The organism is Plantactinospora alkalitolerans (assembly GCF_015690345.1).
GTDB classification, from domain to species: Bacteria; Actinomycetota; Actinomycetes; order Mycobacteriales; family Micromonosporaceae; genus Plantactinospora; species Plantactinospora alkalitolerans.
Genome location: NZ_JADPUN010000211.1, coordinates 1 through 23,352, shown reverse-complemented (window position 1 = coordinate 23,352; position 23,352 = coordinate 1). Strand labels below are relative to the sequence as shown.

The 23,352-nt window shown below is 70.9% G+C and carries 20 protein-coding genes; 14 read left to right on the top strand and 6 right to left on the bottom strand.

What is annotated here, in order from left to right:
* Nucleotides 1-12 precede the first annotated feature (12 nt).
* A complete protein-coding gene (locus I0C86_RS23225; protein ID WP_196203394.1) occupies nucleotides 13-1,188 on the bottom strand; it encodes an FAD-dependent monooxygenase in 1,176 nt (391 codons plus the stop codon).
* Between the two features lie 69 nt (nucleotides 1,189-1,257).
* On the opposite strand from I0C86_RS23225, the gene I0C86_RS23220 reads away from it, so the two are divergent.
* Nucleotides 1,258-1,824, top strand: coding sequence for a TetR/AcrR family transcriptional regulator (locus tag I0C86_RS23220; RefSeq protein ID WP_196203393.1), 567 nt, complete (start codon nucleotides 1,258-1,260; stop codon nucleotides 1,822-1,824).
* Nucleotides 1,825-1,986: 162 nt separating this feature from the next.
* Nucleotides 1,987-2,703, top strand: coding sequence for a carbonic anhydrase (locus tag I0C86_RS23215; protein WP_323373798.1), 717 nt, complete (start codon nucleotides 1,987-1,989; stop codon nucleotides 2,701-2,703).
* Between the two features lie 28 nt (nucleotides 2,704-2,731).
* Here the strand turns inward: I0C86_RS23215 and I0C86_RS23210 are convergent, their stop codons facing one another.
* Nucleotides 2,732-4,009, bottom strand: a complete 1,278-nt coding sequence (locus tag I0C86_RS23210; RefSeq protein ID WP_196203392.1) for an LPXTG cell wall anchor domain-containing protein — start codon at nucleotides 4,007-4,009, stop codon at nucleotides 2,732-2,734.
* A 366-nt stretch (nucleotides 4,010-4,375) separates the two neighbouring features.
* On the opposite strand from I0C86_RS23210, the gene nudC reads away from it, so the two are divergent.
* The 4 genes from nudC (at nucleotide 4,376) to I0C86_RS23190 (ending at nucleotide 7,848) form a co-directional block, all read left to right on the top strand.
* Nucleotides 4,376-5,311, top strand: a complete 936-nt coding sequence (nudC, locus tag I0C86_RS23205) for an NAD(+) diphosphatase (RefSeq protein WP_196203391.1) — start codon at nucleotides 4,376-4,378, stop codon at nucleotides 5,309-5,311.
* 130 nt (nucleotides 5,312-5,441) lie between these two features.
* Nucleotides 5,442-5,936, top strand: coding sequence for a hypothetical protein (locus tag I0C86_RS23200; protein WP_196203390.1), 495 nt, complete (start codon nucleotides 5,442-5,444; stop codon nucleotides 5,934-5,936).
* 301 nt (nucleotides 5,937-6,237) lie between these two features.
* Nucleotides 6,238-6,873 (top strand): YbhB/YbcL family Raf kinase inhibitor-like protein, encoded by a 636-nt coding sequence (locus tag I0C86_RS23195; RefSeq protein WP_196203389.1) that lies wholly within the window; start codon nucleotides 6,238-6,240, stop codon nucleotides 6,871-6,873.
* A 183-nt stretch (nucleotides 6,874-7,056) separates the two neighbouring features.
* Nucleotides 7,057-7,848 (top strand): maleylpyruvate isomerase family mycothiol-dependent enzyme, encoded by a 792-nt coding sequence (locus I0C86_RS23190; protein WP_196203388.1) that lies wholly within the window; start codon nucleotides 7,057-7,059, stop codon nucleotides 7,846-7,848.
* Between the two features lie 134 nt (nucleotides 7,849-7,982).
* Here I0C86_RS23190 and I0C86_RS23185 read toward each other — a convergent pair whose 3' ends face one another.
* On the bottom strand, nucleotides 7,983-8,702 hold the full coding sequence (locus I0C86_RS23185; protein WP_196203387.1) for a siderophore-interacting protein: 720 nt from the start codon (nucleotides 8,700-8,702) through the stop codon (nucleotides 7,983-7,985).
* A 153-nt stretch (nucleotides 8,703-8,855) separates the two neighbouring features.
* Here I0C86_RS23185 and I0C86_RS23180 point away from each other — a divergent pair, with 153 nt between their 5' ends.
* On the top strand, nucleotides 8,856-9,464 hold the full coding sequence (locus tag I0C86_RS23180) for a TetR/AcrR family transcriptional regulator (protein WP_196203386.1): 609 nt from the start codon (nucleotides 8,856-8,858) through the stop codon (nucleotides 9,462-9,464).
* 139 nt (nucleotides 9,465-9,603) lie between these two features.
* The gene (locus tag I0C86_RS23175) at nucleotides 9,604-9,909 is read left to right on the top strand and encodes a hypothetical protein (RefSeq protein WP_196203385.1); all 306 of its coding nucleotides are present in this window, start codon (nucleotides 9,604-9,606) and stop codon (nucleotides 9,907-9,909) included.
* A gap of 52 nt (nucleotides 9,910-9,961) precedes the next feature.
* On the opposite strand, the gene ilvD is transcribed toward I0C86_RS23175, so the two are convergent.
* Entirely contained in the window at nucleotides 9,962-11,809 is a 1,848-nt protein-coding gene (gene ilvD, locus I0C86_RS23170; protein WP_196203384.1) for a dihydroxy-acid dehydratase, read from the bottom strand.
* Between the two features lie 270 nt (nucleotides 11,810-12,079).
* Here ilvD and I0C86_RS23165 point away from each other — a divergent pair, with 270 nt between their 5' ends.
* The 6 genes from I0C86_RS23165 (at nucleotide 12,080) to serA (ending at nucleotide 21,704) form a co-directional block, all read left to right on the top strand.
* Nucleotides 12,080-14,527 (top strand): putative bifunctional diguanylate cyclase/phosphodiesterase, encoded by a 2,448-nt coding sequence (locus tag I0C86_RS23165; RefSeq protein WP_196203435.1) that lies wholly within the window; start codon nucleotides 12,080-12,082, stop codon nucleotides 14,525-14,527.
* A 274-nt stretch (nucleotides 14,528-14,801) separates the two neighbouring features.
* The gene (locus I0C86_RS23160) at nucleotides 14,802-16,751 is read left to right on the top strand and encodes an acetolactate synthase large subunit (RefSeq protein ID WP_196203383.1); all 1,950 of its coding nucleotides are present in this window, start codon (nucleotides 14,802-14,804) and stop codon (nucleotides 16,749-16,751) included.
* Between the two features lie 10 nt (nucleotides 16,752-16,761).
* Nucleotides 16,762-17,277, top strand: coding sequence for an acetolactate synthase small subunit (gene ilvN, locus I0C86_RS23155; RefSeq protein ID WP_196203382.1), 516 nt, complete (start codon nucleotides 16,762-16,764; stop codon nucleotides 17,275-17,277).
* A 69-nt stretch (nucleotides 17,278-17,346) separates the two neighbouring features.
* Nucleotides 17,347-18,360 (top strand): ketol-acid reductoisomerase, encoded by a 1,014-nt coding sequence (gene ilvC, locus I0C86_RS23150; RefSeq protein ID WP_196203381.1) that lies wholly within the window; start codon nucleotides 17,347-17,349, stop codon nucleotides 18,358-18,360.
* Between the two features lie 166 nt (nucleotides 18,361-18,526).
* Nucleotides 18,527-19,831: a mannosyl-3-phosphoglycerate synthase gene (gene mpgS / locus I0C86_RS23145; RefSeq protein WP_323373797.1), complete on the top strand. Its 1,305-nt coding sequence runs from the start codon at nucleotides 18,527-18,529 to the stop codon at nucleotides 19,829-19,831.
* A 271-nt stretch (nucleotides 19,832-20,102) separates the two neighbouring features.
* Nucleotides 20,103-21,704, top strand: a complete 1,602-nt coding sequence (gene serA, locus I0C86_RS23140) for a phosphoglycerate dehydrogenase (protein WP_196203379.1) — start codon at nucleotides 20,103-20,105, stop codon at nucleotides 21,702-21,704.
* Nucleotides 21,705-21,765: 61 nt separating this feature from the next.
* On the opposite strand, the gene I0C86_RS23135 is transcribed toward serA, so the two are convergent.
* Nucleotides 21,766-22,119, bottom strand: coding sequence for a hypothetical protein (locus I0C86_RS23135; RefSeq protein WP_196203378.1), 354 nt, complete (start codon nucleotides 22,117-22,119; stop codon nucleotides 21,766-21,768).
* Nucleotides 22,120-22,479: 360 nt separating this feature from the next.
* Complete coding sequence (locus tag I0C86_RS23130; protein ID WP_196203434.1) at nucleotides 22,480-23,349, bottom strand: FAD:protein FMN transferase; 870 nt, start codon at nucleotides 23,347-23,349, stop codon at nucleotides 22,480-22,482.
* Between the last annotated feature and the right edge of the window lie 3 nt (nucleotides 23,350-23,352).

Here is a 23,352-nt window from a genome sequence, read left to right as displayed (position 1 = left end):
ACGTGACGCCGGTCAGCGGGCCGGAACATAGTCCGACAACGGGCGGGGAGCCTTGCTCGGTAGGCGGCGTTCGACGGCGGACATCGCACGCAGGATCGGCAGCCGAGCGAGCCCGTCGCGGATCCACCGGCCGCCGTGGGTCTTCGGGACCATGAGCCGTACGTTGGGCCCGATCTGCTGCTTCTTGTTCACCAACTCGCGGTGGCCCTCCTGGTACCGGGCGAACGCGACCCGATGGTCTCCGCCCGCGCTGGCCAGTTCCCCGGCGAGCCGGTAGGCGCCGACCAGGGCCAGTTCCGCGCCCGTGCCCGAGGCTGGCGAGGCGCACCAGGCGGCGTCGCCCACCAGCGCGACGCGGCCGGTCGACCAGGAGGGCATGTGCACCTGGCTGAGCGCATCGAAGTAGAAGTCGGGGTCGGCCAGCGCTCCGGCGAGCAGTTCCTTGATCCGCCAGGAGGTGTCGCCGCCGAACACCTGGCCGAGCAGGTGCTTCTGCTGTTCGACGTCACGGTAGTCGTACCGCAGCGGTGTGGAGCGGAAGATGAAGTACGCCTTGGCCTGGGCGTGGTTGCCGGAGCGGTAGATGCCGGCCATCCTGCCCGGCTGGTTGTACATGGTCACCCAGCGGTTCTCGCCGAGGGTCGCGTCGGCGTCGGCGAAGGCGAAGTAGTGGTCCTTGTATCGCAGGAACTGCGACTCCGGTCCGAAGGCGAGCTCTCGGACGTTGGAGTGCATGCCGTCGGCGCCGATGACGAGGTCGAAGTGGCGGCTGCCGGCGTGCTCGAAGGTGACCGTTACCCCGTCGTCGTCCTGGACCAGGCTGCGGATGGACTCGTGGAACAGGTACTCGACCCCGGCATCGGTCGCGTGACGCAGCAGGGCGACGAGGTCGCCGCGCATGATCTCGACCTCGGTGGCTGCTGCCATGTCGAGGCGGGCGACGGTGCGGTCGGCGGCGTCGACGAACTTCATCCCCCGCACATCGGTGGCCGAGGCCCGGATGGAGGGCATGATGCCCATTCGCTCGGCCACCTCGACGGCGTGGTCGCGCACGTCGACGCCGTTGCCGCCGGGGCGCAGGCGGGGGGCGCGTTCGACGACCGTCGGGCGGAAGCCGTACCGGGCGAGCCAGTGTGCCACGGTCAACCCGGCGACGCTCGCGCCGGAAATCAGGATCCGCTCGTTCACGGAGGCGTCCTTTCACGTAGGCTAACTGGAACGCACATTCCAATTGATTATGTGGAAGGGTCGTTCCAGATGTCAACTGTGGCCGGAGGCGGTCGCCGGGCGGACGCGGTACGCAACCGGAAACTGGCCCTCGATGCGGCGATTGCGCTGCTGTCCGAGCCGGGTGCGACCCTCACCGTGGAGGCGGTCGCAAGGAAGGCCGGTCTCGGGGCGGGGACCGTCGTGCGCGCGTTCGGCGGCAAGGACGCGCTGGTCGACGCGGCGGTCTCCAGGCTGCTCCAACCCGTGGTCGCCCGCGCCCGCGATCTGCTCGCCCAGACCGGCCCCGAACAGGCCCTTCGCGTGTTTCTGGCCGAGCTGATCGCATTCCAGTCCAGCCATCACCTGATCAGCGAGCAACTCGGCGGCCTCGACCTGCCCGCCACCACAACACTGCGGGCGGAGCTGGTGCGCGCTGTCGAGGACATGATCGCCGCCGCTCGACGCGACGGCGTGGTCCGGGCGGACCTGGAACCCGAGGTCATCGCGGTCCTGATCGGCGAGTCGGCATTCGCGATCGCCCGATCCTCCACAACGTCCGGCGAACTCGCCGACGCCTACATCACCGTCATGATGGACGGATTGCGCCCGCAGTGATCCGCCGTCCGAGGTTGCAGCAGCGGGGGCGGTAGGAACAACCCAACCCGACGGTCGAGCGGCCGCGTCGAGAGCACAGAACCGGTCGCATCGGCGATGCCACAAACCGGTCGCAGCGGAGATACGTGGCAAAGAGCATCCGCAGGCGTACGTTGACTGGTTGTGCAGGACATTCCACAGCAGCAGCCCGTCTCCCGCCGATCACTTCTGGCCGTCGGCGGGCTGGCCGCCGCCGGGACCGTCGGACTCGCCGGCCCGGCCGCCGCGCAACCGTCCGGGGACGCACCCGTGGACACCCCGGAGGCGGCACTCGCCCGCCTGAGGGAGGGCAACCGGCGATTCGTCCGAGGACGCGGCCGGCATCCGCACCAGTCGCCGCGCGACATCCGCGAACTCGCGAACGGGCAGGACCCGTTCGCGATCGTCGTCGGCTGCGCCGACTCCCGGGTATCGCCGGAGGTGCTCTTCGACCAGGGCCTCGGAGACCTGTTCGACAACCGGGTCGCCGGCAACATCGTGGATACGATCATGTTGGGCAGCATCGAGTACGCGGTCGAGCACTTCGCTCCGCCCGTACTGGTGGTACTCGGTCACGAGCGGTGCGGTGCCGTCTCCGCCGCCGTCGAGGTGATCGGAAGCGGCGGCCACGCCCCGGGTGCGATCGGCGCGATCGTCGAGGCGTTGCGTCCGGTCGTCGAGCCGCTGATCGGCGGGCCCGGCGACGTGGTCGAGGCGGCCGTCCGGGCCAACGTGCTGGCCCAGGCCCGGCACCTCACCGAGGTCAGCGAGACCGTTCGGGAGAAGGTCCACGCTGGTGAACTGGCGATCGTCGGTGCCCGGTACGACCTCGACAGCGGGAGAGTTGTGCTGCTCGGCTGACGCGGGGCGTCGACACCCGGAAGGCCGCCTACGCCGCGATCCGGCGTCGGCGGCCGAACAGCAGGAGGCCCGCGCCGACGAGGAGGAGAATGCCCGCGCCACCCGCCATCGGCAGCGGTGCCGGGCCGGTGATCGGCAGGGTCTCGTCATCGCCGCCACCGCCGCCGGACGATCCCACCGTCACGACGAGGGTCGGCGACACACCGGTCAGATCTTCCTCGCTGCCGGGGCTGATGACGCGGTACCGGTTGGCGCCCGCCGTCTGCGGCCGGACGTCGAACGTGTACCGGCCCCGGTCGTCGACCTGGGTACTGCCCAGCGTGCGCCAGGACGAATTCCGCAGTTGCTGGAGCCGGACCGTGCCCGCCACGCCGAACGGCAACGCCGTACCGCTGATGGTGATCTTCGTGCCGGCCGTCACGCTGGTCCGGCTCGCGGTCGCGGTAACGGCGGGCCTGACCCGTGGATGTCCGCTGGTGACGACGATGAAGGCGGGCTGGAAGGCGCTGTTCGACGGTCGCAGGATGCCGACGCACCGCAGGAAGCCGTCGCCCTTCGGGTACGTCTTCGAGAAGGTGCCGTCGGCGGCGGTACGGCCGTTGGGCGTCGCGTCGTACTCGACGCAGAGGTTGTCGGCACCGAAGAAGATCGGCTGGTTGGGGATCCCCCGGTTGGTGTCCTTGAAGTAGAACCGTCCCTTGACCGTCAACGGACCGTCACCGACCAGTGGGTCGGGTGAGAACTGCATGCTCACGGCGGGCTGGTGGGTCCCGGTGACGTCGAGCGTCACGGTCTGCCCCGCCGTGCGGGGGTCGACGTCGAGCCGTTTGGCGACGGCGTCGTCGGCGACGACGTGGTTGACCTCCCACCGGCCGTCCCAGGTGGAGGGCACCTGGATCGTCACACTCCAGATGCCGTCCTGCACCGTACCGGAGGTGAGCGCCAGCTCTCCTCCGGCGAGGTTGTGGCCGCTGCCACCGCTCACCCGTTGCAGGCCGACGAAGGGCGTCATGCCCCCGCCCACCTCGCCGCTCTGTACCACTCCGGACTCGTCGCGCAGCCGGACCGCCACCGTCACCGGGATCAGGTCCAGCCCGGCCACATCGACCGTGTCGGGCGAGATCGTGATGTCTCCCAGCGTCGGGGGTGCCGTGTCCGCGGCGGCGCTCGCCGGAGTGGCGGCGAGCGGACCTGCGGCGGCGAAAAGCAGTGCCGCCAGGACAATTCGCAACGGTCGCATCTCGATACCCTTCAAGAGCACTATCACGGCCATCTGTCCCGGGACGCCGTCACCGTACTCCTCCACCTCGCCGATCGTGAACCCGGCGAATACATAGCGTCCATTCAGGGGCGAGTCGCCCTACCGAGCCGCCCCGGCGATGGTCAGCGCTCCGCTGTTCCTCAGGTCCGCCGGCCCGCTGTCCGGCCCGAAGGAATTCCGGCCGGCCTGATCGACCACCGCGCCGGCTGGCCGGCCTGGTCGACCACCGCACCGGAGGCCCGGCCCCGCCGACCACCGGAACGAGTGCGGCGGCCCCGCCGGTTGCCGGACTACCGCTCCGGCCGGGCCGTAGCATGCGATGGTGCCTCTGACCATGTCGCGCTCGGCGGGTGGCCGTCCCGGTCCTGGTACGGGTACGGGCCTGGGCCGTCGGCCCGGCGGTGCCGGGTCGTGAGCCTCGGCGGTGAGGTCGTCACGCCGTACGCCGGAGGTGCCCTCGATCGCGCGGGTCAACTCCGGCGCGATCCGGTGGCGTTGCGGACGTTGGCGGGCCGCGACGGTGCCGAGGTCATCCCGCTGTGGCGGGACCGTTGCCTGGTGACGGACGAGGCGGTGATCCGGTTGGTCGGCACCGACCGGCACCGGTTGCCGGCCGGGGGCGACGACCTGGTGTTCCTCGGTCTGCATGCCGATCGGCCCGTGTTCGCGGTCGACCTGAGCGACGTGCCGGAGGCGGAGGCGCTCGGCGCGGTCGGTGCCGACCGGACGGTGGACGTACGCAAGGTCGTGCACCGGCTGGATCCGACCGAGGCCGCAGTGCTGGGGTACGCCCGCGGCCTCTGCCACTGGCACCGCAACCAGCATTTCTGCGGCACCTGCGGTGCGCGGACCCGACCGGTCGAGGGCGGCGCGGCCCGGGAGTGCACCGGTTGCCACCTGCCGATCTTTCCCCGGATCAGTCCTGCGGTGATCATGCTGGTGGAGTTCGCCGGGCCGCCGAGCCGGTGCCTGCTGGCCCGGCACGCCGGAGCGGACGAGGACTCCTTCGCCCTGCTGGCCGGTTTTGTCGAGATCGGCGAGAGCCTGGAGGACGCGGTCCGGCGGGAGGTGGCGGAGGAGGCCGGCGTCGTCGTCGACTCGGTCCGCTACTTCGCGTCCCAGCCGTGGCCCTTTCCGTCCGGGCTGATGGTCGGCTTCGTCGCCCGGGCAGGTAGCGAGGTCACCAGGGTCGACGGCGAGGAACTGCTGGAGACCCGGTGGTTCAGCCGGGCGGACCTGCGGGCCCGACGGGCGGCACGGGGTCGCCTGGGTACGCCGGACTCCATCGACCGGCTGTTGCTGGAGTACTGGCTCGACGCCGGTGACGGGGCGAGCCAGCCCGGCTGAGCGCGAGTCCCTGGTCGTGGCGGGGGTTCGGCTACCGAGCCCGTCCCGCCCGGTGCCGCTGGTTCGGCTTCAGCCCGCCCTTGATCGTCGTTGTTACTCTTCCGCCGTTGATCAAGACATGGGAGCTTGTATGAGGAAGAGTTTGTTTAAAGCGGGTTATATCGCGTTGTCCTTCACGGTCGTGGCGGTGCTCGCCGCCGGCTGCCAGCCGGACGGCGGGAAAGGAACGGCGGCAGCTCCGTCGAGCGGTGCCTCGGCGGGTAGCCCGAGCGCGGCGGCTCCCAGCGCCACGCCAGCCGGCCCGACGAACAGCAAGGAGGTCTGTGCGGCGGTTCTCGACGTCTTCCTGGACGGCAGCGTGAAGATCGCCGACGATTCGGTGAAGGCCATCGAGAAGGGGCTGAACCAGGCCGCGCAGGCGAAGCAGATCAGGACCACCCTCGCGAGCCTGGCCGAGCAGTTGGAGGTGCAGGCGGAGAAGGCGAACGATCCCGAGATCAAGTCCCTGATCGAGAAGATGGTGGCGAGGCTCGAGTCGGGCGCCAAGTCGTCCGACCCGGTCAAGTTCCTCGAGACCGACCTCGTACAGGTGGGCACCATGATCGACGAGGACTGCGCCGTCTGAGTCCTGGGTACGCCATGGGGCGCCGCCGTCCCCGCCGGTACGGCGGCGCCCCAGGCCGGCGTCCGGTCCGATCCGGTGCCTCGCCCAGGGTCTGTCGGTCCTCAGTGGAGGCAGCGGCGCCGGGTGGAGTCGCCCTTGCGGGCAAGGGATGACGAGCGGGTGGCCGTTCGGTCATGTCGATGGGTACGCCCGACAGAGAACTCGTCGTGATCGGCAGGAAGTCGATCAAAGGCTGTCGGAGGGATTCCCGAGTGTGCTTCAGTGAGCGATGGAAGCGCTCCCACCGAAAGGACCGACCGCGATGCCGAGATCGTCCGCTGTGGACTCCGCGATGTTCGGCCGTCGAGAACCTCGCGACCCGGCCAGCCGACAGGCGCCGCGTCGGCCCCGACGGCAGCTCCGGCTTGCCCTGACCGTACTGGCCGTCGCCGGCGCGACGCTGTCCGGTTGCGGCGCGGACGATCCCGCGCCGGCCAGCACGGCGCCGCCGCAGCGGACGCTCACGGTGACCAGTCCGGCCTTTCAGGAGGGTGGACGGATTCCGGAGCAGTACACCTGCCAGGGCGCCGGCGATCGGCCCGCGATCGAGTGGTCGGGCGACGTCGCCGAGGCGGTCTCGTTCGCGGTCGTCGTGGACGATCCGGACGCGCCCGGCTTCACCTACCTGCACTGGGTCGTCTTCGACATCCCGGCCGACACCCGTGCGCTGCCGGCGGGCGACCTGCCGTCCGGGGTACTGGAGGGACAGAACTCGGCCGGCCTCGCGAACTGGGCTCCGCCGTGCCCGCCGAGCGGCCAGCACCGCTACCGGTTCACCGTCTACGCCCTCAAGGCGGACCCCGGCCTGGCTGCCGATGCCGAGGGGAACGAGGCACGCAAGGTGATCGAGTCCCTAGCGGTCGGCACCGGCACGCTGACCGGCCTGTTCGGTAGCTGATCCTGGCGCCGCTTCGGTAGCTGGTCCTGGCGCCGCTTCGGTAGTTGACCGTGGCGCCGCCGACGGCGTCGGTGTGGTCGCCGATCGAAGCGGCGGCGGGTTGTCGGCGGCGCCGGGCATGATTGTTCTGTCGCGTCGGCCGGTTCGGGGTCGGCGGCGTACCACTCGGGAGACAGGAAGACCATGGCCACCTTTGCCGACCAGCCCATCGCCGCCCTGCGGTCGGGCCACGACGAACTCGCCGCGCTCGTCCGGGATCTCGGTCCGACCGATCTGGTCCGGCCGTCCGGGGCCAGTCAGTGGCAGGTGTCCCAGGTACTGAGCCACCTCGGCAGCGGGGCGGAGATCAACCAGGCAACCCTGACCGTGGCGCTCACCGGCAGCCCGGCCCTGGACAGCGAGTTCAACAAGCGGATCTGGGCCCGATGGGACGCCATGGCGCCGCTCGAACACGCCGAGGGCTTTCTCGAGGCCAACCGGCAGCTCGTCGAGCAGTACGAGTCGCTGGACGCGACCGCGCGCGAGAAGTTGCAGATCGACCTGGGCTTCCTGCCCGAGCCGGTCGACGTTGGCACCGCCGCCCGGATGCGGCTCACCGAATTCGCCCTGCACCAGTGGGACGTCGAGGTCGGCTTCAACTCGTTCGCGACGGTGGCGCCGGAGGCGGTGCCGCTGCTCGTGGACCAGGTAGGGATGCTGCTCGGCTGGGTCGCGAAGCCGGAGGCGCTCGACGGCCGGCAGGCGCACCTGGCGTTGCGGCTGGAAGACCCCGAGCGCTCCCTCGGGCTGCGGCTCGGCGAGCGGGTCGAGCTGACCGAGGCGCCGGAGCAGCCGGACGGCGAGTTGGTGGCGCCCGCCGAGGCGTTCCTGCGGCTGGCCACCGGCCGCCTCTCGCCGGAGCACACTCCCGACGGGGTGACCGTGACCGGCCCGTTCAGCCTGGACGACCTGCGCAAGGTCTTCCCCGGCTTCTGAGTCCCGGCATCGGCCGGCACACCGGAACGTTGCCGGGGTGCCGGCCGGTACGGTGCCGGGAAACCTGTACGGCTCCAGACTGGTCCGGATGGGCCCGGTCTCCGGCAGCCACCTGTCGACGACTGGGCCCAGGATCAGTCCAGCCCTCGTCTGCCGGGTGCCCAGAAGGGCTTGACGACGATCTGGCGGCGGTTCCAACCGCGCTCCCGGACCAGGTGCTCCCGGACCGCCTGGCAGGTACGCGCCTCACCGGCGAGGTAGGCGGTGCCCGGCCCGTCGGGCAGGTCGAGGGTGCGCACGGCCCCGAGCAGCGCTCCGGGATCGGCGGGGTCGGCGTCGCCACGGTGGACCCAGGACAGGTGATGGCCGGGCGGCAGCGGTACCTCCCCTTCGGGGGCGTCCGTCGCGAGGACCCCGTACCCGGGGGTCTGCGGCGGAAGGGCCCGCAGCATGGCGGCGAAGGCGACGGCGGCGGTCTCGTCGCCGATGAACAGGTGGTACGGCGACTCGCGTAGGGTCAGCCGCCCCTCCGGCCGGGACAGGGTGACCGGTTTGCCGGGACGAGCCGTCCGGGACCACTGCGCGCCGGGGCCGTCCCCGTGGTCGAGGATGCAGAGATCGAGGGTGCCCCGGGTGCGGTCGAGCTGCCAGACGGAGTAGGTCCGGCGGGCGTCGCCGGGATGGCGGAGCCACTGCCGGGGCGGCGTGACGTTGACCCGTACGTGCTGTCCGGGCAGCCACGGAACGGTCTTGAGGCGCTCCACGGCGATGCGTATCCGACGCATCCGGCTGGTGATCTGTTCGATCTCCTCGACGGTGCCGGGCAGGAAGAGCAGTTCGACCGGGCTTCTCATGCGTCAGGTCCTTCCTCGGTCGGGTCGCCAAGGCGGCGCCCGCCGTCACGGCTACGACAGGCGGCCAGTTACCGACCGACCGTCGGTCGGTTGGTGTGACACAACCTACCGACCGGTGGTCGGTTGTCAAGGTCGGCGCTAGGCTCCGGCGATATGAGCGGCACCAGACCGACGACGAAACGCTCCCGCGCGCCCCGGGCACCGGCCGAGCGACCAGCGCAGATCCTGGACGCGGCGGCTCGGGTGCTGTTACGGGAGGGCCCCGACGCGACGATCGACGGCATCGCCGCCGAGGCCGGTCTGGGCAAGGGCACCGTCTACGAGTACTTCGGCTCGAAGGCCCAGGTGTTCACCGCGCTGCGCAACCGGTGCAACGAGCAGATCCTGGCCGCCGGTGCGGACGCGGTGTCGGCCTCGCCCGCCACATCCGCGCTGGACCGGGTACGTCGGTTCGTCGCCGGCATGTTCGGGTTCGGGATGGCGAACGCATCGCTGGTGGCCCTGCTGTTCCACGAGGTCGGAATCGAGGAGCGCGACGAACTCGGTCCGATCAGAACGAGCCTGCTGAAGCTGGTGCGTGAGGGCGTGGACGCGGGCGAGCTGGCCGTCGACGACCCCGCGTTCACGGTCGAGTTCCTCCTGCACGGCCTGCACGGGGTGATGGAGGCCGCGTTCGCCGGTGATGCGGCCGCCGGATCGGTGCTCGATCGGGTGGACGGCGTCCTCACGGCTCTGCTCAATCCCGTCGGGCCCACCGACTGACCGGCCGGACCCGCCGCGACGACGGGTACCCGCAGCGCTGCCGGGAGCGCCCGGTCGGGGGCGCCGGCTCGGGCACGACGCGGTCGACGCACTGCGGACGATCGTCCGGGTCCGCGCCGGGAACTGGGCGTACCGGCTGGTGAACGGCGACGACCGGGAAGCGCTCGGCACGGCCATGCGGATCGCCTCGACGCTCTATCCCGGAGACGGCCCGTTCGAGCCCCCGGTCGACTGGTGGCGCAGCCCGCTGGCTCAGATCATCGTCCGGCGGGTCGGGCATCCCGCCGCCGAATCGGTGTCGTACGCGGTGGCGGGGGCGATGCTCGGGATCACCCGACAGGGCGTCCACGACCTGGTCACCCGGGGAAAGCTGACCCGTCACCCCGACGGCGGCGTACTGCCCTCGTCGGTCCGCGACCGCCTGCTCGACGACCCCAGGCGTTAGGAAGGGCCCCTTCTTCTACAGAAAACGATAAGAAGGGGCCCTTCCTTACACCTCAGTCGGGGACGCGGCGGTAGGCGCCGTCGCTGGCCGAGGTGGCCATCGAGGCGTACGCCCGGAGGGCCGCGGAGACGGGACGCTGGCGGTCGAGCGGGGTGTAGGGCCGGTCACGCTTCTCTTGCGCGATGCGGCGGGCTTCCAGGATGTCGGGTGCCACCGCCAGTTCCAGGGTGCGGGTGGGGATGTCGATGACGATCTCGTCGCCGGACTCGACCAGCGCGATGAGCCCACCACCGGCCGCCTCGGGGGAGACGTGTCCGATGGAGAGCCCCGAGGTGCCGCCGGAGAACCGGCCGTCGGTGATGAGGGCGCAGTCCTTGCCGAGGCCGCGTCCCTTGAGGAACGAGGTGGGATAGAGCATCTCCTGCATCCCGGGTCCGCCCTTCGGGCCCTCGTACCGGATCACCACGACGTCCCCGGCGACGATCTGCTTGCCGAGGATCGCGTCGACGGCCGCCTCCTGTGACTCGTAGACCTTGGCCGGGCCGCGGAAGGTGAGGCGGTCGGCCGACACCCCGGCCGTCTTGACCACGGCGCCGTCCGGGGCGAGGTTGCCGTGCAGGATGGCCAACCCGCCGTCGACGGTGTAAGCGTGCGCCTTGTCCCGAATGCAGCCGTCGACCGGATCGGTGTCCAGTTTGGACCAGCGGTTGCTGGTGGAGAAGGGCTGGGTGGTGCGGACGCCACCGGGAGCGGCGTGGAACAGTTCGACCGCCTCCGGCGTCGCCGCGCCGCTGCGGATGTCCCAGTCGGCCAGCCAACCGTCCAGGTCCGGGGAGTGCACCGAGCGGACGTCCCGACGCAGCAGGCCGGCCCGGTCGAGTTCGCCGAGGATGGCCGGGATGCCGCCGGCCCGGTGCACGTCCTCCATGTGGTACTTCGGGGAGTTCGGCGCGACCTTGGCCAGGCAGGGCACCCGCCGGGAGATCTCGTCGATGTCGGCGACCCCGAAGTCCAGGTCGGCCTCCCGGGCGGCGGCCAGCAGGTGCAGCACGGTGTTCGTGGACCCGCCCATCGCCACGTCCAGGGCGACCGCGTTCTCGAACGCGGCCCGGGAGGCGATCGCGCGGGGCAGCACCGAGGCGTCGTCGCCGTCGTACCACTGCTTGGCGATGTCGACGACCACCTTGCCGGCCCGCTCGAAGAGTGCCTTACGGCTGGCGTGGGTGGCCAGTACCGAGCCGTTGCCGGGCAGTGCGAGGCCGATCGCCTCGGTCAGGCAGTTCATCGAGTTGGCGGTGAACATGCCGGAGCAGGAGCCGCAGGTCGGGCAGGCGGAGCGCTCGATCTCACCGAGCTGGTCGTCGGTGACCGCGTCGTTCGACGAGGCGATCATCGCGTCGATCAGGTCGATCTTGTCGTGCACGATGCCCTCGATCGCCACCGTCTTGCCGGCCTCCATCGGGCCGCCGGAGACGAAGACCGTCGGGATGTTCAGCCGCAGCGCGGCGAGCAGCATGCCCGGCGTGATCTTGTCGCAGTTGGAGATGCAGACGAGGGCGTCGGCGCAGTGCGCGTTGACCATGTACTCCACGGCGTCGGCGATGAGTTCCCGGCTCGGCAGGGAGTAGAGCATCCCGCCGTGGCCCATCGCGATCCCGTCGTCCACCGCGATCGTGTTGAACTCCCGGCCGATGCCGCCGGCCTCGGCGATCGAGTCGGCGACCAGGCCGCCGAGATCCTTGAGGTGTACGTGACCGGGCACGAACTGCGTGAAGCTGTTCGCGATGGCGACGATGGGCTTGCCGAAGTCGTCGTCGGTCATCCCGGTGGCCCGCCACAGCGCGCGGGCGCCGGCCATCGTCCGGCCATGCGTGGAGGTCTTTGACCGCAGGTCAGGCATTCGACAAGTGTGGCACTACGCCCGCCGTTCCGCCGTTGTGCCGGTCCGGGCCGTCCAGCAAGCGGGACGCCGGTGGCGTCGGGAGGCGTCGACCGAACGCCCCGATCGCGCCGACGATGCCCGAATGGGGGGTCTGTGCCCCAGATCGCGGATCAGGCGCACGGGGCCCATGGAGTGCGATCGATCCGGCAGAGTGAATGCGTGCAACTCGCCTCCGGCGTACCGGCCCTCGCGGTGGCGACCGGCCTCGCGTCCTGCTGCGGGCCGGTCATGCTGGCGTTCTCCGCCCAGCGCCACACGGGCGCCCGCCGGGTGGGTCTCTGGCTACTCGCGGTGGGCGGTGCGCTGGCGGCCGTCAGTTCCGGCATCGGGCTGGTCGCGATCCTCACGATGGCCGAGCACTGGAGTCATCAGCAGGCCCAGCGGACCGGACTGGCGACCCTGGTCTCCGTCGGCACGGCGGTGAGCGGGGTGCTGCTCTGCGCCGGTCTGCTCCGGTTGCCCGGTGCCGCCGAGACCGGCGCCGCGGCGCTCCGGCTCGTGTTGGACGGGCTGGTGATCGGCGCGGCGCTGTGGTTCGTCGGCTGGGTGCTGGTCGCCGAACCGACCCGGCTGCTCGGCGAGTTCGCCTCCGGCGGTTGCCTGGCGATCCTGGTGGCCACCGTCACCACGGCGCTGGCGGCCGGGCTCACCTTCATCGTCGGGGCGCGTTCGCGGTCGCCGGGACACGGCCTGCTGCTGGCCGGTGGCGGGGTGACCCTGGTGACCGGGTGCGGGCTGGCCATCGCCGCCGGGGTCTGCCAGGTAGGCCCCGCCGTGGCGCTGCTCGGCGCGGTGCTGCTGCCGTGCGGTCTGCTGGTGGTCGCCCGGGCCAGCCAGGGAACGGAGACGACGGGCGGGCCGGACGCGGACGTCATCCGACGCGGCACGGCGTACGCCTTCCTGCCGATGATGGCGATGGCCGTCTCCGCCGTCTACCACCTCGTGATCGGCGGCACGTTCACGATCTTCGCGGTGATGGCCGGCATCGTCGAGGGTTTCGGCCTGGTGGCCCGGCAGTACCTGGCGTTGAACGACGTGCGCGGCTACGCCAGCCGGCTCGCCGAGCGGGAGGCGCACTTCCGGGAGCTGGCCCACACCGATCCGTTGACCGGGCTGGCCAACCGTCGGGGGCTGTTACGGGCCGTGCACCAGGAGACGGCCTCGGACACGCCCTGGGTCCTGCTCGGGCTGGATCTCGACGGCTTCAAGAACGTCAACGACATGCGGGGGCACGACGTCGGCGACGCGGTGCTGATCGAGGTGGGCCGGCGGCTGCGGAGCAACCTCCGCCCCGGTGACCTGGCCGCCCGGCTCGGCGGCGACGAGTTCGCGGTGCTGATGCGGGCCCGTCCGGCGGAGGCCCAGCGGATCGCCGAGCGGCTGCTCGGCGTCGTCGGGTCGGCGTACCGGCACGAGGCCGGGTCGGTCTTCCTGTCGGTCAGCATCGGGGTCGCCGAGTCGACAGGCGTCGGGGTCGCCGGGTCGGTCGGCGTCGCCGGGTCGGCCGGCGTCGGTGCCGCCGAGCACACCGACGCGGCGGACGTGGAGACCTTGCTCCGCAACGCGGATCTGGCCCTGCGCTACGCCAAGCAGCGGGGGAAGAACCGCGTCGAACGGTACGACGTGGCCTACGACCGGCTGCTGCGCCGGCGCACCACGCTGGAGCACGAGCTGCGCGGGGCGATCGAGCGCGACGAGCTGCACCTGGCGTTCCAGCCGGTCGTGTCGGTGCCCTCGGTCCGGCCGGTCGGCGCGGAGGCGCTGCTCCGCTGGCACCATCCGGAGCTGGGCAACGTCGGCCCGGACGAGTTCATCCCGCTCGCCGAGGAGTGCGGGATGATTGCCAAGCTCGGTGCCTGGGTACTGCACCGGGCGTGTCACCAGCTCTCCATCTGGCTCGCCGACGGCCACGACGTCTGGGTCTCGGTCAACGTGTCCCCCCGTGAACTGCACGCCCCCGAGTACGTCGTCCAGGTCGCCGAGGCGCTGCGGGCGCACCGGGTGCCACCGCAGCGGCTGGTGCTCGAGGTCACCGAACACGCGGTGGCGACCGACCTGGACGAACTGATCCGGCGGCTGCGGGCGTTGCGGCTGACCGGGGTACGGATCGCCCTGGACGACTTCGGCGCCGGGTACTCCTCCCTGGGGCAGCTCCGCCGGTTGCCGATCGACATCCTCAAGATCGATCACAGCCTGGTCGCCGAGCCGGAGCCGGTCCGGTCGTCGGGTCCGGGTGGCCGGGCCTTCGCCCCGATGGTCGACGTGGTGATGCGGCTCGGCCATCAGCTCGGCCTGGAGGTGATCGCCGAGGGCGTGACCAACCCCATCGAACTGGCGGCCGTGGTCGAGGCCGGATGCCGGTTCGGGCAGGGACAGCTCTTCGGCTGGGGGGTACCGGCCGAACATCTGGAGGCGATGCTGGAGGCGGCCAGCCCACCCGAGGCCCGGTCCGCGCCGCCGGGTTCCCCGACCACGTCGCGACCCCGCCTGCCGGCACCACGGACCCCGGTCGACGCCCGTCCGCCGGCCGCCCAGACAGCGGGCAACGGCCCCAACGAGGCCGGGGCGACGTCCGACAACCGCCCGTCCGGAAACCGGAAGAAGCCCAGGCCGGACGCGGAGTCCGTCCAGAATGCGGGATCAGTTGACTCATCGCGTGAGATGCGTCAGGCTTAGCCGCATGTCGTCGACCAGGTCCTTCCGAGTACTTATCTGAGCGCACTCTCGACCTCGAGAGTGCGCAGGCCCCGTGCATCAGCACGTGGGCCGTTTTTATTGGCCACGTACTTCGTTGGCAGGGCGGGCCACCTTCGCTGGCGTACCGGACCTGCCGGCTCGTGCGGATCCGGCCACGCCGGACGGAGTTGCCCGCCTCCCGAGGCGAGGCCCCATCCGCACCGCCCCCATACCTGGAAAAGAACACTGCTCCGAGCCGAAGGCCTGAATAGCCATGACGAGACCCACACCAGAGACCCTGGCCAACAGTGCGCGCCGGCACCGGCCCGCTGCTGCCGAGGGTGTCAACGACCCCTCCTCCGACCAGTACCCCCGCCGACTCCGGCCGGGCGCCCCGGTGTCCGGTGAGGCGACCGGTCCGCTCGGTGAGGCGCCGGCCCGCGCCGTCGCCGCGAGCGGTCAGGTGGTAGCGCCGGTCCAGGTCTCCGGCGCCGGCTCGCTGGTCAAGTCGCTGGAGGCGCTCGGGGTCGAGGTCGCGTTCGGCATTCCCGGTGGGGCGATCCTGCCGGCGTACGACCCGCTCTACGACTCGTCGGTGCGGCACATCCTGGTCCGCCACGAGCAGGGCGCGGGGCACGCCGCGACGGGGTACGCCCAGGCCACCGGCCGGGTCGGGGTCTGCATCGCCACCTCCGGTCCGGGCGCCACCAACCTGGTCACGCCGATCGCCGACGCGTACATGGACTCGGTGCCGATGGTGGCGATCACCGGTCAGGTGGCCCGGCCGGCGATCGGCACGGACGCCTTCCAGGAGGCGGACATCCAGGGCATCACGCTGCCGATCACCAAGCACAACTTCCTGGTCCAGACGCCGGAGGAGATCCCGCAGATCCTTGCCGAGGCGTTCCACCTGGCGTCGACCGGTCGGCCCGGCCCGGTGCTGGTGGACATCCCCAAGGACGTCCTCCAGGCGCAGACCACCTTCAGTTGGCCGCCCACCCTGGACCTGCCCGGCTACCGGCCGACCCTGCATCCGCACGGCAAGCAGATCCGGGAGGCGGCCCGGCTGATGAGCACGGCCCGGCGGCCGGTGCTCTACGTCGGCGGCGGGGTGCTCAAGGCCGGTGCCACCGAGGGGCTGCGCAAACTGGCGGAGCTGACCGGCATCCCGGTGGTGACCACCCTGATGGCCCGGGGCGCCTTCCCGGACTCGCACCCGCAGCACCTGGGCATGCCGGGCATGCACGGCACGGTGGCCGCCGTCTACGGCCTGCAGAAGGCGGATCTGATCGTCGCCCTGGGCGCCCGGTTCGACGACCGGGTGACCGGCAAGCTGGACTCGTTCGCCCCGGGCGCGGCGATCGTGCACGCCGACATCGACCCGGCGGAGATCGGTAAGAACCGCACCGCCGACGTGCCGATCGTCGGCGACGCCCGGTACGTGATCGACGAGCTGATCGAGGCGGTCCGGGCCACCGCGGCGGGCCAGTCCGGGACCGGGATCGACCGGACCGAGTGGTGGTCGCAGCTCGACGACCTGCGGGACCGCTATCCGCTCGGCTACGACGAGCCGACCGACGGCACCCTCGCCCCGCAGTACGTGATCAAGCGGCTGGGCGAGATCGTCGGGCCGGACGCCGTGTACGTCGCCGGGGTCGGCCAGCACCAGATGTGGGCCTCCCAGTTCATCTCGTACGAGAAGCCGTACACCTGGCTCAACTCCGGTGGGCTGGGCACGATGGGCTACGCCGTGCCGGCGGCGATGGGAGCGAAGGTCGGCAGGCCCGACGCCACGGTCTGGGCGGTCGACGGTGACGGCTGCTTCCAGATGACCAACCAGGAGTTGGCGACCTGCGCGCTGGAGGGCATCCCGGTCAAGATCGCGGTGATCAACAACGGAAACCTCGGCATGGTCCGGCAGTGGCAGACACTGTTCTACGGCGAGCGCTACTCGAACACCGAGCTGGGCACCCACAAGCATCGGATCCCCGACTTCGTGAAGCTCGCCGAGGCGCTGGGCTGCATCGGCCTGCGCTGTGAGAGCGCGGCCGACGTGGACCGGACCATCGAGGCCGCGATGGCGATCAACGACGCCCCGGTGGTGGTCGACTTCGTGGTCGGCAAGGACGCCATGGTGTGGCCGATGGTGGCGGCCGGCACCAGCAACGACGAGATCATGTTCGCCCGGGGAGTCCGCCCGGCCTTCGACGACGACGACCTGTGAGGCCGCAGACATGAGCAAGCACACGCTTTCGGTGCTGGTGGAGAACAAGCCCGGCGTCCTGGCCCGGGTGGGCGGGCTGTTCTCCCGCCGTGGATTCAATATCAACTCGTTGGCCGTCGGCGAGACCGAGAACCCCGAGGTCTCCCGGATCACCATCGTGGTCAACGCCGACTCCTCACCGCTGGAGCAGGTCACCAAGCAGCTCAACAAGCTGGTCAACGTGTTGAAGATCGTCGAGCTGGATCCGGGCGTCTCGGTGGCCCGCGAACTGGTGCTGGTCAAGGTCCGGGCCGACCGGGCCCAGCGGGCCCAGGTGCTGGAGACGGTGAACCTGTTCCGGGCCCGGGTCGTCGACGTCGCGCCGGACACCCTCACGATCGAGGCGACCGGTACCGCTGACAAGCTGGAAGCGCTGCTGCGCGACCTCGAACCGTTCGGAATCAAGGAAATGGTGCAGTCGGGACTGGTGGCCATCGGACGGGGTTCCCGCTCGATCACCACCGGCTCGGCACTGCGGGCCGCCTGAGCAGGGCTGTCCCCGCGTAACGAATGACAACGGCGGGCCCGCCTCGGGCCGCCGCAGGAGAGGAAAGTCATGACCGCTGAGGTGTTCTACGACGACGATGCCGACCTGGCGCTCATCCAGAGCAAGAAGGTCGCGGTGCTCGGGTACGGCAGCCAGGGCCACGCCCACGCGCTGTCGCTGCGCGACTCGGGGGTCGACGTGGTGATCGGTCTTCCGGAGGGGTCGAAGAGCCGGGCCAAGGCCCAGGAGCAGGGCCTGCGGGTGCTCAGCCCGGCCGAGGCGTCGGCCGAGGCCGACGTGATCATGGTGTTGGCGCCGGACACCGCGCAGCGGTCCCTCTACGCCGAGGCCATCGCGCCGAACCTGACCGCCGGCAAGGCGCTGCTGTTCGGCCACGGCCTCAACATCCGGTACGGCTTCATCACGCCGCCGGACGACGTCGACGTGGCGATGGTCGCGCCGAAGGGCCCGGGTCACCTGGTCCGCCGGCAGTACGTCGACGGCAAGGGCGTGCCCTGCCTGGTCGCGGTGGAGCAGGACGCCACCGGTACGGCCTTCCCGCTCGCCCTGGCCTACGCCAAGGCGATCGGTGGGACCCGGGCCGGAGTGATCCGGACCACCTTCAAGGAGGAGACCGAGACCGACCTGTTCGGCGAGCAGGCGGTGCTCTGTGGCGGCGCGTCGGCGCTGGTGCAGACCGGGTTCGAGGTGCTGACCGAGGCGGGTTACGCCCCGGAGGTCGCGTACTTCGAGTGCCTGCACGAGCTGAAGCTCATCGTCGACCTGATGTACGAGGGCGGCATTGCCCGGATGCGTTACAGCGTCTCCGACACCGCCGAGTACGGCGACTACTCGCGGGGCCCGCGGGTGGTCGACGCCCGGGTCAAGGACGAGATGCGCAAGATCCTGTCGGAGATCCAGTCCGGCGAGTTCGCCCGGGAGTGGATCGGCGAGGACGACGCGGGCCGCCCCAACTTCACCAAGTGGCGGGCGGAGGGTGCGGCGCACCCGATCGAGGAGACCGGCAAGAAGCTGCGCGGGATGATGAGCTGGGTCGACCGGCCGATCACCGAGACGGCCTGATCCTCTTCGTCGCGACGCGCCCCCCGGGGTCGGTGACCGTGCCGACACCGGGGGGCGCCGCGTACGACAGCGGATGATCCACCTGGTTACCGCAACTTGACCTGGCTCGTTACTGGATCATTGCTATTCGGGGTCCAATGGGTACCTGAACTGTTGGCATCAGGAAATGGTCGGCAGTTACGGGCGGTTAATGCGTCCGCTCGGGTACTGTCGCCGCATGCGTCTGGAGCAAACGCACCGCACCGAGCGTTTCGGCGCCGTTCGCATCCACGAACTTCAGCGGGTCATACAGCTGGACTCGGGAGATGCCACGGGGACGACCGGCGAAGGCATCGTCTCGCACGAGGCGATGCGCGCGATCGAGCGGCAAATGGTCATCGTCATTCCCTGCATGAACGAGACACGCAGAGTAATCGAAGGCGTGCTCTCGGGGATTCCTCATGATTGTTTGATCGTGCTCGTCTCGAACAGCGCCCGACATCCGGTCGACCGTTACGAGATCGAGGTGCAGACGCTGGAGCAGTACTGCCGGGCGGCCGAACGGCCGGCGATCGTGCTGCACCAGCGGGATCCGGGGGTGGCCGCCGCGTTCAAGGCGGCCGGCATGCCGGAGTTGATCGACGACGACGGACTCGTCCGGGCCGGTAAGGGCGAGGCGATGCTGATCGGCATGGCGGTCGCCGCGCTGACCGGCCGGAAGTACGTCGGATATATCGACGCGGACAATTACGTACCGGGTGCCGTGCACGAGTACGTCAAGGTCTACGCCGCGGGCCTGCACCTCGCGGCCAACCCGTACGCGATGGTCCGGATCTCCTGGCACTCGAAACCGAAGCTGCGGGACGGCCGACTCTTCTTCAGCCGCCGGGGCCGCAGCTCGGAGATCACGAACGAGTTCCTGAACCGACTGGTCGCCGAGTATTCCGGCTTCGGTACCGAGGTGATCGCCACCGGCAATGCCGGTGAACACGCGCTCAGCCTGGACCTGGGGTTGCGGATGCGGCTCGCCGGCGGGTTCGCCGTGGAGCCGTTCGAGTTCGTGGAGTTGTTCGAGCAGTTCGGCGGTGTGCTCGAGAGCGCCCATCCCGAGGTGATGGCGAGTTCGGTGCCGGTGTTGCAGATCGAGACCCGGAACCCGCACTTCCACGACAACAAGGGTGAGGACCACGTCCAGGGCATGCGGATGCAGGCCCTCAACGTGCTCTACCACTCGCCGGTCTCGCTTCCGCCGGTCCGGCAGGCGATCGTGGACTTCATGGTCGCCCAGGGAGCGCTCGCGCCGGGGGAGGAGCCGCCCCGGGAGCGGATCTATCCGCCGGTCGGCTCGCTCGAACTGGACCTGCTGCGGGACGTACTGGGGACCGAGGCCGGGACCTTCCGCCAGATCGGCCCCGCGGCGTGGGTGACCCAGTTGCGGCCACGCCAGGTCCTGCCCGGGTTGTCCGCACCGGAGGTGGTCACCTCGGCGTAAGCCGTGCCGGGGTGAGTCCGGCCACGTCGGTGCGCCGCCGGAGCGGGCGTTTCCACCGGCCAGGTCGGGCACGTGGGCCCGTCCGGCAGATGCCGGACGGGCTTGTGAGGGCACTCACGCGGGGCTGTGGGCCACCGTGTGCAGCACGACGCCTACGATCGGCAGATAGGTGCGTCCGCACCGTAGGGACTCACCCGTTTGGCGGAGCGCGGGACGCAGAGCGGCGCCCACGTGGCCGCAGACCTCGCCCGGCCGACACATACGAGGACCAATGACTCCCGTCGTACTGATCGCTGAAGAGCTCGCTCCCGCCGCCATCGACGTGCTCGCGCACGACTTCGACGTACGCCACGTCGACGGCACCGACCGCCCGGCCCTGCTCAGCGCGCTCTCCGAGGCCGACGCGGTCATCGTGCGCAGCGCCACCCAGGTCGATGCCGAGGCCATCGCCGCGGCGCCGCGGCTCAAGGTGATCGCCCGCGCGGGGGTCGGACTGGACAACGTCGAGGTGCCGGCCGCCACCGCCCGGGGCGTGATGGTGGTCAACGCACCGACCTCCAACATCGTCTCGGCCGCCGAGCAGGCCCTCGCGCTGCTGCTCGCGGTGGCCCGGAACACCGCAAGTGCCAGCGCGGCGCTGAAGGCGGGGGAGTGGAAGCGGTCCAAGTACACCGGGATCGAGATCCAGGGCAAGACGGTCGGCGTGGTCGGCCTCGGCCGGATCGGTGTGCTCTTCGCCCAGCGGATCGCGGCCTTCGGCACCCGGCTGATCGCGTACGACCCCTACGTCCAGCCGGCCCGGGCGGCGCAACTCGGGGTACGGCTGGTCGGCCTGGAGGAGTTGCTGCGGGAGAGTGACTTCATCTCCATCCACCTGCCGAAGACCCCGGAGACGGTCGGGCTGATCGGCGAGAAGGAGCTGATGCTGGTCAAGCCGGGCGTACGGATCATCAACGCGGCGCGCGGCGGGCTGGTCGACGAGCAGGCCCTGGCCGACGCGATCGCCGAGGGACGGGTCGGCGGCGCGGGCATCGACGTGTACTCGAAGGAGCCCTGCACGGCGTCCCCGCTGTTCGCCTTCGACAACGTGGTGGCGACGCCGCACCTGGGTGCGTCGACCGCCGAGGCCCAGGACAAGGCCGGTCTGGCGGTGGCCCGCAGCGTCAAGCTGGCGTTGCAGGGCGAGTTCGTGCCGGACGCCGTCAACGTCCAGGCCGGTGGCGTTGTCGCCGAGGACGTCCGGCCGCTCCTGCCGCTGGCCGAGAAGCTGGGCAAGGTCTTCACCGCGGTCGCCGGCGGGGTCGCCGCCAGCGTGACCGTCGAGGTACGCGGCGAGATCGTCGCCAACGATGTCTCGGTGCTGAAGCTGGCCGCGACGAAGGGCCTGTTCACCTCGGTGGTCGAGGAGCAGGTGAGCTACGTCAACGCGCCGTTGCTGGCCGCCGACCGGGGCGTCACGGTGGCCCTGACCACGCACGCGGAGACCATCGACCACCCGAACCTGGTCACCGTGCGCGGCGCGCTGCCGGACGGCCGGACCGTGTCGGTCTCCGGCACCGCCGTGCACACCGGCACCCGCGACGTGCTCAAGCTGACCGAAGTGGACGGATTCGATCTGGAGCTCGGCGCGGACGGGATCCTGCTGTTCTTCCGCTATGCCGACCGGCCGGGTGTGGTCGGCACCGTCGGCTCGATTCTCGGCGAGACGGGTGTCAACATCGCGGCGATGCAGGTGGCCCGGCGGTCCGCCGGTGGCGAGGCGCTGATGACCCTGACCGTGGACTCGGCGATCGCGGCGGAGCTGCTCAACTCGGCCGCCGAGTCGATCGGTGCGGTGGCGGCGAGCGCCGCCGACCTGCGCGACGAGTCGTGACCAGGGAAACCTCCTGATATTCCGGACGGGGCGAGCCGCAGGTCGGCCGCCCCGTCCTTCGTCAGCCCGTCACGGCAGTCGGTGGCGGGTAGACGGAACCGTCCTGTGGGTCGAGCAGCAGCAGGCCGTGCACGCCGGCCAGCCGTTCGATGTCGAGTAGCACCTCGTCCGCACAGGACTCGTCGAGGTTCATCTCGACGTGATCCGCCGCGACGTGCAGCGGGCTCACCGCCCACGGGCTACCCCGACCTGGTCGGTCGGGGTAGCGGGCGGTGACCGCCCGGTAGAAGGACGAGATCCGTGGCTCCAGGGTGCCGCCCACGTGGTGTCCCTGGCGGCATCGGCCGTGGGCCGCCCGCACGTCGACCGGCGAGGCGCCGGGTCCGAGGGCCCATACGATCAGATCGAAACTCACGGGGGAACAGGGTGCCATCCCGAAGCGGAGGTGTTCGCCGTATACCGGCCGACACGCGGAGGGGCAACTCTTGCGAGGACTCGCGTCGGGTCGATAGCGTATTGACGCGGATACCCGGCGCGTTCCTGGGCGTGGGCTCGTCTTCGGGTGATGAGGCGTCGCGCCGGCCGGGTAGCCAGCACCCCCGTGTGCGCGAGCCACGCGCACTCGTCGCTGATCGGCCCCCGCGACCGTTGCCGAGTTCGCGGGGGCCGATCGCGTCTGGGCGGGTGTATCCGGGCCGCCCCGGCACGGCTGATCAGGCAGGTCGGCGTGGGACCACCGACTAGTCAGGCAGGTCGGCGTCGGGCCACCGGCTGATCAGGCAGGTCGGCGTGCGGTGGCGAAGAGTGCCCGGTAGCCGTCCTTCGTGGGAAACCAGTCCAGGCCCGCCCGACCGGCGGCGTACAGGGCGGTCGCGTAGCCGTCGGCGACCGCGAGGTCGGGCCCGACGACCGTAGCCGCGACCAGCCGGTTGGCCGGCTCTCCGGTGTGCGGGTCCACCACGTGGTCGCGCCGGCCGGCGACGCCGGAGGTGCCGATCGCACCCGACGTCATCTCCAGCATCATCGGCGGGCGGTCGTTCTCGGTCGGATGGTGCACCGCGATCCGCCACGGTCCGCCGTGCGGGGCGTGGCCGCGTACCGTCAGGTCGGCACCGCTGACCACGGCGTAGTTCTCGATTCCGGCGGTCCGCAGCCGGGCGGCGGCCCGCTCCACCGCCCAGCCGACCAGCAGGCCGCCCGGGTCGAAGCCGCCGGGTACCGCCCAGGCGTCGAACCAGCCGTCCGTGGCCGCCCGCATCGCCGCGCAGCGCGCGACGATGTCGGCCAGCGGCGGGTACGCCTCGGCCGAGATCTCGGCACGGCGCAGCCGGGAGACGAGACTGGCCGGTCGGGCCGGGCTGTAGGTCAGGTCGATGGCCCGCAGTTCGGCGACCGCGTCCCGGAGCGCGTCGCCGACCCCCCGCCAGCCGACCTCGCCGACGCCGTTCAGTACCAGGGTGTATTCGGCGATCGAGGTCTGCACCGTGTGTCGGGCGACCACCCGGTCGGCGAGCCCGGCGCCCGGCCGGACGTTCCGTCTACCGGCACCCAGCCGCAGGTCGGGCCGTCCCCGACCCACCGCCGGTGCCGGAGACAGACCTCGGCGATGCTGTCCCCGGCCCCGACCGCCCCCCGGGATCCGCATGTT